Consider the following 13,189-nt stretch of genomic DNA (forward strand, 5'->3'; position numbering starts at 1 on the left):
GGACCGCGGTGTCCCGAGGGGCGGAGGGTCAACGGCCGCCCGCGCCGCCGTTGTCACGGCGGTCGAGGGCTCGCTGGAGGGCCTCGGCGGCCTGCCGCCGGCTCGCCTCGCGGGCGGCTCGGACGGCGGCGCGGACGCGGGCGCGGTGGGTGAGGGTGGCGTCCATAGCGGATCAGCTCCTGCTGCGGGGAGTGGGACCCCGACAAAGCTAGCCGCGATCCGGCGTGCTGTCTCGCCAATTAGCTGGTCGTCCTAGTATCTGAGATGGACGTCACTCTCACTCCCTGTGCGGGACTCAGTCCATGTGCGGGTAGCGGTGGCCGGCGGGCGGAACCAGCGTCTCCTTCAGGGTGCGGGGCGAGACCCAGCGCAGCAGGTTGAGCTTGGAGCCGGCCTTGTCGTTGGTGCCCGAGGCGCGGGCCCCGCCGAAGGGCTGCTGGCCGACCACGGCGCCGGTGGGCTTGTCGTTGAGGTAGAAGTTGCCCGCCGCGTACCGCAGGCCCTCGGCCGCCGAGGCGGCCACCGCCCGGTCCCGGGCGAACAGCGCGCCGGTCAGGGCGTAGTCGGCCACCGACTCCATCTGCGCCAGGGTGGCGTCGAACTTTTCGTCCTCGTAGACGTGAACGGCCAGGATCGGCCCGAAGTACTCGGTGCGGAAGACCTCGTGGCCGGGGTCGGAGCAGGCCACCACGGTGGGCCGGACGAACCAGCCGACGCTGTCGTCGCAGGTGCCGCCGGCCAGGATCTCGCAGGCCGGGTCGGCCGCCAGCCGCTCCAGCACCTCGCGGCAGCGGGCGAAGGCGCGGGCGTCGATGACGGCGGCCAGGAAGTGGGACAGGTCGGCCGGGTCGCCCATCGGCAGGGACTCGGTGGTGGAGACCAGCGCCTCGCGCAGCCCGCCCTCCCACAGCGAGCGCGGCAGGTAGGCGCGGGAGACGGCCGAGCACTTCTGGCCCTGGTACTCGAAGGCGCCGCGGACCAGGGCGGCGCGCAGGGCCTCGGGGTCGGCGCTGGGGTGGGCGAGGACGAAGTCCTTTCCGCCGGTCTCCCCCACGATCCGGGGGTAGTTGCGGTAGCCGTCCAGGTGCTCGGCGACCGAACGCCACAGGTGGCGGAAGGTGGCGGTGGAGCCGGTGAAGTGGATGCCGGCCAGGGCCGGGTGGGGCAGGGCGGCCTCGGAGACGGCCCGCCCGTCCCCGGTGACGAGGTTGATGACGCCGTCGGGCAGGCCGGCCTCGCGCAGCAGCCGCATCAGCAGGACCGCCGCGTGGGTCTGGGTCGGGGAGGGCTTCCAGACCACGACGTTGCCCATCAGGGCCGGGGCGGTGGGGAGGTTGCCGGCGATGGCCGTGAAGTTGAAGGGGGTGATCGCGTAGACGAAGCCCTCCAGCGGGCGGTGGTCCGTGCGGTTCCACACGCCAGGCGACTGCGCGGGGGGCTGCTCGGCCAGGATCTCCCGGGCGAAGTGGACGTTGAAGCGCCAGAAGTCGATCAGCTCGCAGGGGGCGTCGATCTCGGCCTGCTGCGCCGTCTTGGACTGGCCGAGCATGGTGGAGGCGGCGATGGTCTCCCGCCACGGCCCCGACAGCAGTTCGGCGGCGCGCAGGAACACGGCGGCACGCTCGTCGAACGGCAGGGCGCGCCAGACGGGCGCGGCGGCCAGGGCCGCGTCGATGGCGTCGCGGGCGTCCTCGGCCGTGGCGTGGGCGGAGGTGCCCAGGCGGGCGGCGTGGCGGTGGGGCTGGACCACCTCGAAGGGCTCGCCGGCCGCCATCCGCTCCCGGCCGCCGATGGTCATCGGCAGGTCGATGGGGTGGTTCGCCAGTTCCTTCAGCTTCCGCTCCAGGCGGGCGCGCTCCGGCGAGCCGGGGGCGTAGGTGTGGACCGGCTCGTTCGCCGGGGTCGGGACCCGGGTGATGGCGTCCATGGCCGTGACTTCTCCTTCCGGACGGTGCGGGTGCGGTGCGGGTCGGCGGGCAAGGGGGGCGTACGGGGCGGCGGGCGGTCAGCCGCGGGTGGCGGCGGAGCGGAGGAAGAAGGCGAGGTTGGCGGGCCGTTCGGCCAGGCGGCGCATGAAGTACCCGTACCAGTCGGTCCCGTAGGGGATGTAGACCCGCACGCGCCGCCCCGCGGCGGCCAGCCGGCGCTGCTCGTCGGGGCGGATGCCGTAGAGCATCTGGTACTCGTACGCGTCCTCGGCCCGGCCGAGCCGGGCGGCCAGCGCCCCGGCCAGGGCGATCAGCCGCGGGTCGTGGGTGGCCACCATGGGGTACCCGGGCCCGGCCATCAGGATGCGCAGGCAGCGGACGAAGGAACGGTCCACCGCGGCCCGCTCCTGGAAGGCGACGGCCGGCGGCTCCCGGTAGGCGCCCTTGACCAGCCGCACCCTCGCCCCGGCGGCGGCCAGGGCGAGGCAGTCCTCCTCGGTGCGCCGCAGGTAGGACTGCACGGCGACGCCCGTGGCGGGGAAGCGCTCCCGCAGCCGGGCGTGAACGTCGAGGGTCAGGGCGGTCGCGGTGTGGTCCTCCATGTCGAGGGTCAGGGCGGTCCCGGCGGCGCCGGCGGCCTCGGCCACCCGCAGGGCGTGCTCGGCTGCCAGGTCCTCGCCGCCGGGCAGGGCGCGGCCCAGTGCGGAGAGCTTCACCGACAGCTCGGCGCGCTCCCCGAGCCCCGTGGCGGCCAGCGCCTCGGCCAGGGCCAGGCAGGCGTCCCGGCCGCGCAGCGCCTCGGCCCGGCCGGTGACGTTCTCGCCGAGGTGGTCCAGGGTGACGCGCAGGCCGCCGCCGGCGAGGCGGGCGGCCACGGCCAGGGACTCGGGGAGGCGCTCCCCGGCGACGAAACGGCCCACGACGGGCCGGGTGAGCGGGGACGCGGTCACCAGGCGGCGGATGCCGTCGCTGCGGGCCGCGGCGAGAAGGACGGGACCGAGCATTGTCCACCTCCGCGGGCGCGAGGGCCGGGGCCTCTCCCCGGACCTCCTCCTGTACGCGACGGTAGGGAGGGACGGGCCGGGGCGCCATCGACAGATGTCAGGCCGCAGTGGCCCGGATCTCAGACAGATGTCTGAAGAAGGCCGGGGGAACGCCGGGCGGCGGGGGCGGGCGCGGAAGGAGAATGGCGGGGTGCGCGGCGACGAGTATCAGGAGCTGGTGGACGAGATCGGCGCGCTGCTGGGCACGCCCGCGACGCTGGAGGACCGCGACTTCCGGCTGATCGCCTTCGGCGCCCACGAGGGCGCGGCGCCCGAGGCGGCCGTTGACCCGGTGCGGGCGCACTCGATCCTGCGGCGGCGCTCGGAGCCGGCCGTGCGGGAGTGGTTCGAGGGCTTCGGGATCGCTACGGCGGCCGGGCCGGTGCGCGTCCCGGCGCAGCCGGCGGCCGGGGTCCTGACCGGGCGGATCTGCCTGCCCGCGCGGGCCGGCGGGGTGGTGCGCGGGTACGTCTGGGTGCTGGACAACGACCCTCCCGCCCCCCGGCTGGCCGCGTCCATGGCGGTGGCGGGGCGGATCGGGGCGCTGCTGGCCGGGGAGGCGCGGGCGGGCGCCCGGCTGGGCGAGCTGCTGGCCGCCGCGCTGGCCCCTGGCGCCCCCGGGGCCTCGGAGGAGCTGGCGGCGGCGCTGGGGCCGGCCGCCGGGGAGCCGCTGGCGCTGCTGGCCGTCACGCCCTGGGACGCGGAACGGCCGCCGCCGGCGCTGCCGCCGGGAGCCCTGGCCCTGTGCGCCCCCCGGCCCTTGGGGGCCTGGGCGGTGCCTCCTGCCGGGGGCGGGCGGCTGGCGGCGCTGGCCCGCGCCGCCGCCGCGCGGGCTGTGGCCGGGGGGCTGCGCGGGCCCGGGGCGGTGGCCGGGGTCGCGGCGGCGCGGCGCGGGGTCGCGGGGCTGCCCGCGGCCTGGCGGGAGGCGGTGGCGGCGGCGCGCGCGGCCCGCGCGGAGCGGCGCTTCGGCGGGGTCGCGGAGTGGGCGGCGCTCGGGCCGTACCGGCTGCTGACCGCGCTTCCCGGGGGCGCGGCGCCCGACCCGGCGGTGCGGGCGCTGCTGCGGCCGGAGAACGCCCCGCTGGCCCGCACCGCGGAGACCTTCCTCGACCACGCGGGCCACCCGGGCCGGGCCGCCGAGGCCCTGGGCATCCACCGCCAGACGCTCTACTACCGCCTGAACCGGATCGCCCGCCTCACCGGCCTCGACCTCGACCGCGGCCCCGACCGCCTCCTGCTGCACATGTCCCTGAAGGCGGCCCGCCTCGACGACGGCCCGGCCTGAGCGCGGGACCGCTCCCGACAAAAGGCACATATCGCCCGAAAAGCGTACGGTGAGAGGGAGCGGCCAGTCGCCCGCCCGAAGGGAGTCCGTCGGCATGAAGGCAGTGCAGTACCGGGAGATCGGCGCCGCTCCGCAGGTGGTCAGCGTGCCGGACCCGGAGCCGGGGCCCGGGCAGGTGCTGCTGCGGGTGGACGCCGCCGGGGTGTGCCACTCGGACATCGCGGTGATGAGCTGGCCCGCGGAGAGCTTCCCCTACGGGCTGCCGCTGACCCTCGGGCACGAGGGCGCCGGGACGGTCGCGGCCCTCGGCGCGGGCGTCACGGGGCTCGCGGAGGGCGACCCGGTCGCGGTGTACGCGCCCCAGGGGTGCGGGCGTTGCCCCAAGTGCGCGCAGGGCAAGGAGAATTACTGCCTGCGAGCCGCGGAGCTTGGCATCTTCCCGCCGGGTCTCGGCGCGCCGGGCGCGATGGCCGAGTACCTGCTGATCGACGACGCCCGCCACCTGCTGCCGCTCCAGGGCCTCGACCCGGTGACCTCCGTGCCCCTGACGGACGCCGGCCTGACCCCGTACCACGCGATCAAGCGCTCGCTGCCGAAGCTGACGCCGGGGACCACCGCCGTGGTGATCGGCGTCGGCGGCCTGGGGCACGTGGCCGTGCAGCTGCTGCGGGCGCTGACCCCCAGCCGCGTGATCGCGCTGGACGTGGCCGAGGACAAGCTGGCCCTGGCGCGGGCGGTCGGGGCGCACGAGACGGTCGTCTCCGACGAACACGCCGCCGACCGGGTGCGGGAGCTGACCGGCGGTCAGGGAGCCGAGGCGGTCTTCGACTTCGTCGGGGCCCAGCCCACGGTGGCCGCGGCCGGGGCGGTGGCCGCCGTGGAGGCGGACGTGTCGGTGGTCGGCCTGGGCGGCGGGGCGCTGCCCGTGGGCATCGGCACCACCGCCTTCGACGTGGCCGTGGCCGCGCCGTACTGGGGCAGCCGCGGCGAGCTGGGCGAGGTCCTCCAACTGGCCAGGGACGGCGCGGTCGAGGTGCACGTGGAGACCTTCGGCCTGGACGAGGCGCCCCTGGCCTACGAGCGGCTGCACGCCGGCAAGATCAACGGCCGCGCCGTCGTGCTGCCCCACGCGTGAACGGCCGGGCGCGCCCCGGCCGTTCACCGCGCGGACGGCGCGTCGAGCGCGCTCAGTCGGTGAGGTTGACCCCGCGCGCCGAGGTGGCGCCGATCTCGGAGGCGATCTGCGCGAGCACGGGCGCCGGGATGGTGCCGTCCACGGTCAGCGCGATCAGCGCCTCGCCGCCCTCCTCGGCGCGGGCGACCTGCATGCCCGCGATGTTGATCCGCGCCTCGCCCAGCACCCGGCCCAGGGTGCCCACGATGCCGGGCCGGTCGGTGTAGGTGAGGAACGCCATGTGGTCGGCCACGGCCAGGTCCACCGTGTGCGGGCCGACCGCCACGATCTTCTGGAGGTGCTTGGGGCCGGTCAGCGTGCCGGAGACCGAGACCACCTCGCCGCTGGTGAGGGTGCCGCGGACCGTGATCAGGTTGCGGTGGTCGGGCGACTCGGAGGTGGTGGTCAGGCGGACCTCGACGCCACGCTCCTGCGCGAACAGGGGGGCGTTGACGTAGGAGACGGTCTCGGCGACCACGTCCTCGAACACGCCCTTGAGCGCCGAGAGCTCCAGCACCTTCACGTCGTGCTGGGTGATCTCGCCGGAGACCTCGACGTCCAGGCGCTGCGCCACCTCGCCCGCCAGGGCCGTGAAGATCCGGCCCAGCTTCTCGGCCAGCGGAACGCCGGGCCGCACGTCCTCGGCGATGACCCCGCCCTGGACGTTCACCGCGTCGGGGACCAGCTCGCCGGCCAGCGCCAGGCGCACCGAACGGGCCACGGACAGGCCGGCCTTCTCCTGCGCCTCGCCGGTGGAGGCGCCCAGGTGCGGGGTGCCGACCACGGAGTCGAACTCGAACAGCGGCGAGTCGGTACAGGGCTCGCTGGAGTAGACGTCCAGGCCGGCGCCGGCCACGCGGCCCTCCTTGAGGGCGCTGAGCAGGGCGTCCTCGTCCACGATGCCGCCGCGGGCGGCGTTGATGATCCGCACCGAGGGCTTGACCTTGTGCAGCGCCTCGTCGCCGATGAGGCCCAGGGTCTCGGGGGTCTTCGGCAGGTGGACGGTGATGAAGTCGGAGACCTCAAGCAGCTCGTCCAGCGTCAGCAGCTTGGCGCCCATCTGCGCGGCGCGGGCGGGCTGGACGTAGGGGTCGTAGGCGACCACGGACATGCCGAAGGCGGCCATCCGCTGGGCGACCAGCACGCCGATGCGGCCCAGGCCGACCACGCCGAGGGTCTTCTCCGAGAGCTCGACGCCCGTGTACTTGCTGCGCTTCCACTCCCCGCGCTTGAGCGCGGCGTTGGCCTGGGGGATGTTGCGGGCCGTGGCGATGATCAGGCCGCAGGCCAGCTCGGCGGCGGTGATGATGTTGGAGGTGGGGGCGTTGACGACCATCACGCCCGCCTTGGTGGCGGCGGCCACGTCGACGTTGTCCAGGCCCACGCCGGCCCGCGCGACGACCTTGAGGCGGCGGGCGGCTCCGATGGCCTCGGCGTCCACCTTCGTGGCGCTGCGCACCAGGATCGCGTCCACGTCCGCGATGGCGGACAGCAACTGGGCGCGGTCGGCGCCGTCGCAGTGGCGGATGTCGAAGTCGGGGCCCAGGGCGTCGACGGTGGCGGGGGAGAGCTCTTCTGCGATGAGTACGGCGGGCTTGCTCACGGGTCTCACTGGTCCTTTGCGGAAGGCCGCGTCCCGACGGCCTGCGGCGGAGAGGGAGGTAGGCAGCCGCGTGGAGACGCACGACGCTGTGGGCCTGTGACGCGCTTGTGCCAGGCAGTGCCTTGCAGTGTATCGGCGCGGCGCCGGCCCGGCAGGGGTCTGCCGGGCCGGCCGCCCGATCGGGCGAACTCCCGCGGCGGGAATGCGCGGTGGGGACCGCGACGGGGAGGGGTCAGTCCTCCTCGACCCAGCTCATCAGCTTGCGCAGCTCCTTGCCGGTGGTCTCCAGCAGGTGGTCGGCGTCGGCCTTCTTGTACTCGTTGTACTTCGGCAGGCCGGCGTTGTACTCGGCCATCCAGCCCTTGGCGAAGGTGCCGTCCTGGATCTCGCCCAGGATCTTCTTCATCTCGGCCTTGGTGCCCTCGGTGATCACGCGCGGGCCGGAGACGTAGTCGCCCCACTCGGCGGTCTCGGAGACGGACCAGCGCATCTTCTCCAGGCCGCCCTCGTACATGAGGTCCACGATCAGCTTCAGCTCGTGGAGGCACTCGAAGTAGGCGATCTCCGGCTGGTACCCGGCCTCGACCAGGGTCTCGAAGCCGGCCTTCACCAGCGCGGCGGTGCCGCCGCACAGCACCGCCTGCTCGCCGAAGAGGTCGGTCTCGGTCTCCTCGGTGAAGGTGGTCTTGATGACGCCGGCCCGGGTGCCGCCGATGGCCTTGGCGTAGGAGAGGGCCAGCGGGAAGGCGGCGCCGGTGGCGTCCTGCTCGACGGCGGCGATGCAGGGAACGCCGCGGCCCTCCTCGTACTGGCGGCGGACCAGGTGGCCGGGGCCCTTGGGGGCGACCATGCACACGTCCACGCCGGCGGGGGGCTGGATGAAGCCGAAGCGGATGTTGAACCCGTGGCCGAAGAACAGGGCGTTGCCCGGCTGGAGGTTGTCGCGGACGGACTCGGTGTAGACGCGGGCCTGGATCGGGTCAGGGACCAGGATCATGATCACGTCGGCCTCGGCGGCGGCCTCGGCGGGGGTGGTCACGCGCAGGCCCTGCTCCTCGGCCTTGGCCCGGGACTTGGACCCCTCGTGCAGGCCGACCCGGACGTCGACGCCCGAGTCGCGCAGGGACAGGGCGTGGGCGTGGCCCTGGCTGCCGTACCCCAGGACGGCCACCTTGCGGCCCTGGATGATGGACAGATCGGCGTCGTCGTCGTAGAACAGCTCGGCCACTTCGGTTCTTCTCCTTGGATGTGTCGCGTCGCGGTGGTCCGCGGGGACCACCGTATGCCGTGGGGGCGGGTGCGCGCGGGCGGTCTCGCCATCCGGTCCGGGCGCGGGGGCCGGCGCGGGCGGCCGGGGACCGGCACGGGGGCCGGGCCCGGCGCGGGCGGGGCGTTCAGGCCGAGCGCTCCAGGGCGCGCAGCGAGCGGTCGGTGATGGAGCGGGCGCCGCGGCCGATGGCGATGGCGCCGGACTGGACCAGCTCCTTGATGCCGAACGGCTCCAGCATCCGCAGCATCGCCTCCAGCTTGTCGCTGCTGCCGGTGGCCTCGATGGTGACGGCCTCGGGGGCGACGTCGACGGTCTTGGCGCGGAACAGGCGGACGATCTCGACGATCTGGGAGCGGGTGTCGTTGTCCGCGCGGACCTTCACGAGCACCAGCTCGCGGTGGACGGCGGCGGCCGGGTCCAGCTCAACGATCTTGAGGACGTTGACGAGCTTGTTGAGCTGCTTGGTCACCTGCTCCAGCGGGAGGGCCTCGACGCTGACCACGATGGTGATCCGGGAGACCTCGGGGTGCTCGGTGGTGCCGACGGCCAGGGAGTCGATGTTGAAGCCGCGGCGGGAGAACAGGGAGGTGATCCGGGACAGGACGCCGGGCTTGTTCTCCACCAGGACGGAGAGGGTGTGCTTGGACATGGCGCTAGGGTCTGCTTCCTGAAGTCGAGTCGTTCCTCGGCGAGTGCGGCGCGGGCTGCCCGGCGGGTCAGTCGGTGGCGTCGCTGAAGTCGGGGCGGACCCCGCGGGCGGCCATCACCTCGTCGTTGGAGGTGCCGGCGGCGACCATCGGCCAGACCATGGCGTCCTCGTGGACGATGAAGTCGACGACCACGGGGCGGTCGTTGATCGCGTTGGCCTTCTCGATGACGGCGTCGAGCTGGGCCGGGTCCTCGCAGCGCAGGCCGACGCAGCCCATGGCCTCGGCGAGCTTGACGAAGTCGGGAATCCGGGTGCCGGCGGCGGAGCCGTCGTGAAGGGCGGTGTTGGAGTACCGCTGGTTGTAGAAGAGGGTCTGCCACTGGCGGACCATGCCCAGGGCGCCGTTGTTGATGACGGCGACCTTGATGGGGATGCCGTTGAGCGCGGCGGTGGCCAGCTCCTGGTTGGTCATCTGGAAGCAGCCGTCGCCGTCGATGGCCCAGACGGTGGTCTCGGGGCGGCCGGCCTTGGCGCCGAGGGCGGCGGGGACGGCGTACCCCATCGTTCCCAGGCCGCCGGAGTTCAGCCAGGTGCCGGGGCGCTCGAAGGGCAGGTAGTGGGCGGCCCACATCTGGTGCTGGCCGACGCCCGCGGTGTAGATCGTGTCCTGGGGGGCGAGCTGGCCGATGCGCTCGATGACCTGCTGGGGGGAGAGGCTGCCGTTCTCGGGCAGGTCGTAGCCCAGGGGGTAGGTCTCGCGCCAGCGGTTGAGCTGCTGCCACCAGGAGGCGTACCGCTCGCGGGCCTCCTGGCCGGGCTCGCCCTCGCGCAGGGCGGCGGCCAGGTCCGCGATGACCTCCTTGACGTCGCCCACGATCGGGACGTCGGCCAGGCGGTTCTTGCCGATCTCGGCGGGGTCGATGTCGGCGTGGACGATCCGGGCGTGGGGCGCGAAGGAGTCGATGCGGCCGGTGACGCGGTCGTCGAAGCGGGCGCCGAGGGCGACGATCAGGTCGGCCTTCTGCAGGGCGGTGACGGCGGCGACGGAGCCGTGCATGCCGGGCATGCCCAGGTGCTGGGGGTGGCTGTCGGGGAACGCGCCCAGCGCCATCAGGGTGGTCGTGACGGGGGCGCCGGTCAGCTCGGCGAGGGCCAGCAGCTCCTCGGAGGCGCGGCCCTTGATCACGCCGCCGCCGACGTAGAGGACCGGGCGGCGGGCCTCCGCGACGAGGCGGGCGGCCTCGCGGATCTGCTTGGCGTGGGGGCGGCTGACCGGGCGGTAGCCGGGGAGGTCGGTGACCGGGGGCCAGGAGAAGGTGGTCTGGCCCTGGAGGGCGTCCTTGGAGATGTCGACCAGGACGGGGCCGGGGCGGCCGGTGGCCGCGATGTGGAAGGCCTCCGCGATCACCCGCGGGATCTCGTCGGGGTCGGTGACCAGGAAGTTGTGCTTGGTGACCGGCATCGTGATGCCGCAGATGTCGGCTTCCTGGAACGCGTCGGTGCCGATCGTCTTGCTGGCGACCTGGCCGGTGATGGCGACCAGGGGCACCGAGTCCATGTGGGCGTCGGCGATCGGCGTGACGAGGTTGGTGGCGCCCGGGCCCGAAGTGGCCATGCACACGCCGACCCGGCCGGTCGCCTGCGCGTAGCCGGTCGCCGCGTGGCCGGCGCCCTGCTCGTGCCGGACGAGGACGTGCCGCACCTCGGTGGAGTCCATCAGCGGGTCGTAGGCGGGGAGGATCGCGCCGCCGGGGATGCCGAAGACGGTGTCGGCGCCGACGGCCTCCAGCGAGCGGATGAGGGACTGGGCGCCGGTCAGCTGCGCGACGGTGGCAGTGGGCTGCGGGGCTCCGCCTCGGGGGGCTCGCGGCTGCGGCTTGGGCGCCCCGGTGGCCTGTTCGGTCATCGCGATCTCTTCTCGGGGTTAAGAGGGTGGAGGCTGGTGCGGGTGCGGATGGACGGTGCCGTGGCACCAGGTGCTCGTGCAACAAAAAACCCCTCGTGCCGTGAGGCATGCGAGGGGGGACGCGCCGCTGGGGGCCACGGGGTGATCCCGGGTCAGCGGACGCGCCGTCCACGTACGAGAATTCGGGTGCGCATGGCTCTGACACTGCTCTCCCTCGCCGGGGCGTGTCAAGCGAGGGTGAAGGACGTCTCACTATGCGGGCTTACTAGGGAGGCCGAGCACTTGGCCTGCGCAGGTCCCCTTCCGGGCCCCGCCGGGACGAGGCGGGCCCGGCGGGCGGGCTAGCCACGGGGGGCGGGGGCGTCGGGGGCCCGGCCGGGGGCGGCGCGGGCGGCGTGCGGGGCAGGGAGGGCGCGGGGCCTGCCGGCGTCGGCCTGGGGTGGAACGCCCCGGGCGTCGGCTGGGACCGGAAGGCTGCCCTCGCCCAGCACGCGGCGCAGCCGGCCGGCCTCCAGGGGCTCGCAGAACGCCAGCCCCTGGGCCCGGCGGCAGCCCAGCGCGCGCAGCGCCGCGGCCTGGGCGGGCAGGTCGACGCCGCCGGCGAGCGAGTCGATGCCCAGGTCGGCGGCCATCCGCAGCAGGCCGGCCGCGATGGTGCCCAGGGCCGGGGATTCCAGCAGGCCCTCGACCAGCTCGCCGTCCAGCCGCAGCAGGCTGACGGGCAGGCGGTGCAGGGCGGCGGCCGAGGTGCCGCCGCTGCCGAAGCCGCCCAGGGCCAGGCCGACGCCGAGCCGGCCCAGGTCGCTCAGGCGGGCGCGCAGCTCGGCGGAGGCGAGGGCGGCCCCGGCCTCGGGCAGCTCGACGATCAGGCCGCCGGGCGGCAGGCCGTGGCGCCCGAGCAGGGCCTCCAGCCCGACGCCGCCGAGCGCCGGGTCGGCCAGCCGGTCGGCCCGCACGCGGACGCTGACGGGCGCGGTCAGGCCCTCGCGGTGGCGCCGGGCGGCGTCGGCCACGGCCTGCTCCAGCAGCCAGCCGGGGGCCTCCCCCGCGGGCGTCCCGGCGCCGGGGCGGCCGGGGCGGCGGGGCCGGGCGCAGACGGCGGCGACGCGGCCGTCCGCGAGGTCCACGACCGGCTGGTGCAGCAGGGCGTACTCCCCCGGGCCGCGGTCCTCCGCCGCCGGGCGCGGGGCCCGGCGGGCGGGGCCCTCCCGGGGCGGCTGGTGGTGGGGGGCGTACAGCTCGACGCGGCCCTTGCCGGCCTGCTTGGCGCGGTACATCGCGAGGTCGGCGCGGCGGATGAGCGCGGCGGGGGCGGTGCCGGCCTCCGCGAAGGCGACGCCGACGCTGGCGGCCACCCGCAGCCGCCGCCCGTCGACGAGGTAGGGGCGGCTGATGGCCGCCCTGACCCGCTCGGCGATCTCCAGGAAGCGGACGTCGCGGCGCAGCGACTCCCCGCCGGGCTCGCCCACGATGAGGGCGGCGAACTCGTCCCCGCCGAGCCGGGCGGTGGTGTCCCCGGTGCGGACGGAGTCGCGCAGCCGCTGGGCGGCCTGCACCAGCAGCTCGTCGCCCGCCTGGTGCCCGGCGCTGTCGTTGACCGCCTTGAAGCCGTCGAGGTCGATGTAGAGCACGGCGGCGTCGGGGGCGCCGCCGCGCGCGCCGCCGATCGCCATGCGCACCCGCTCGGTGAACAGGGCGCGGTTGGGCAGGTCGGTGAGGGCGTCGTGGGAGGCGCTGTGCTGGAGCTGCGCCTGGAGGCGGACCCGCTCGGTGACGTCCCGGCTGTTGAGGATGAGGCCGTCCTCGTGGCGCTTGACGGTGGACTCGACGTTCAGCCAGTGGCCGGCGCCGTGCCGCACGCGGCACTCGATCCGGGTGGCCTGCTCGGCGGCGGCCGGGGCGGAGAGGAAGCGGCGCAGCTCGGAGCGGACCCGGCCGAGGTCGTCGGGGTGGATCAGCGCGGACAGCTCGGTGCCGGTCAGGAGGGCGGGGTCGCGGCCGTAGACGCCGGTGGCGGCGGGGCTGACGTAGCGCAGGGTCCCACTGGGCGCGGCGATCATGATGACGTCGCTGGAGCCCTGCACGAGGGAGCGGAAGTAGTTCTCCTTGCGGGCGAGCTCGCGGGTGAGGGAGGCGTTGTCCCGCAGGGTGATGCCCTGGCGGACCAGGAGGGCGAGGACCACGGCGCAGGCGGCGAGCACGACGACGCGGTCCACCTTCCGGCCGGCGACCACGGTGACCAGGATGCTCAGGACGCAGACGGCGGCGGCCAGGTACGGGACGAGGCCGGCCAGCGAGCAGGCGATCGGGGCCGCGGGAGCGGTCTGGGCG

Annotated in this window: 10 protein-coding genes; 2 read left to right on the plus strand and 8 right to left on the minus strand. The window is 75.0% G+C overall.

The window, feature by feature from the left end:
• Window positions 1-28: 28 nt before the first annotated feature.
• The 3 genes from RM780_RS14990 to RM780_RS15000 form a co-directional block, all read right to left on the minus strand.
• On the minus strand, window positions 29-166 hold the full coding sequence (locus RM780_RS14990) for a hypothetical protein (RefSeq protein ID WP_311631203.1): 138 nt from the start codon (window positions 164-166) through the stop codon (window positions 29-31).
• A 129-nt stretch (window positions 167-295) separates the two neighbouring features.
• Window positions 296-1,927: an L-glutamate gamma-semialdehyde dehydrogenase gene (pruA, locus tag RM780_RS14995; protein WP_311631204.1), complete on the minus strand. Its 1,632-nt coding sequence runs from the start codon at window positions 1,925-1,927 to the stop codon at window positions 296-298.
• A 78-nt stretch (window positions 1,928-2,005) separates the two neighbouring features.
• Complete coding sequence (locus RM780_RS15000; protein ID WP_311631205.1) at window positions 2,006-2,932, minus strand: proline dehydrogenase family protein; 927 nt, start codon at window positions 2,930-2,932, stop codon at window positions 2,006-2,008.
• 190 nt (window positions 2,933-3,122) lie between these two features.
• On the opposite strand from RM780_RS15000, the gene RM780_RS15005 reads away from it, so the two are divergent.
• Together RM780_RS15005 and RM780_RS15010 are read left to right on the plus strand one after the other, a co-directional pair.
• Entirely contained in the window at window positions 3,123-4,256 is a 1,134-nt protein-coding gene (locus RM780_RS15005; protein ID WP_311631206.1) for a PucR family transcriptional regulator, read from the plus strand.
• Window positions 4,257-4,350: 94 nt separating this feature from the next.
• Window positions 4,351-5,391, plus strand: coding sequence for an NAD(P)-dependent alcohol dehydrogenase (locus tag RM780_RS15010; RefSeq protein WP_311631207.1), 1,041 nt, complete (start codon window positions 4,351-4,353; stop codon window positions 5,389-5,391).
• Between the two features lie 52 nt (window positions 5,392-5,443).
• On the opposite strand, the gene serA is transcribed toward RM780_RS15010, so the two are convergent.
• From serA to RM780_RS15035, 5 genes are all read right to left on the minus strand, one after another.
• Entirely contained in the window at window positions 5,444-7,033 is a 1,590-nt protein-coding gene (serA, locus tag RM780_RS15015) for a phosphoglycerate dehydrogenase (protein WP_311631208.1), read from the minus strand.
• Window positions 7,034-7,265: 232 nt separating this feature from the next.
• Entirely contained in the window at window positions 7,266-8,261 is a 996-nt protein-coding gene (gene ilvC, locus RM780_RS15020) for a ketol-acid reductoisomerase (RefSeq protein ID WP_311631209.1), read from the minus strand.
• Window positions 8,262-8,427: 166 nt separating this feature from the next.
• On the minus strand, window positions 8,428-8,952 hold the full coding sequence (gene ilvN, locus RM780_RS15025; protein WP_311631210.1) for an acetolactate synthase small subunit: 525 nt from the start codon (window positions 8,950-8,952) through the stop codon (window positions 8,428-8,430).
• A gap of 67 nt (window positions 8,953-9,019) precedes the next feature.
• Window positions 9,020-10,858, minus strand: a complete 1,839-nt coding sequence (locus tag RM780_RS15030) for an acetolactate synthase large subunit (RefSeq protein WP_311631211.1) — start codon at window positions 10,856-10,858, stop codon at window positions 9,020-9,022.
• 341 nt (window positions 10,859-11,199) lie between these two features.
• Window positions 11,200-13,189 (minus strand): putative bifunctional diguanylate cyclase/phosphodiesterase (locus RM780_RS15035; protein WP_311631212.1); only part of this gene is annotated, 1,990 nt, incomplete at its 5' end.

The organism is Streptomyces boetiae, from assembly GCF_031845405.1.
Lineage (GTDB): Bacteria > Actinomycetota > Actinomycetes > Streptomycetales > Streptomycetaceae > Streptomyces > Streptomyces boetiae.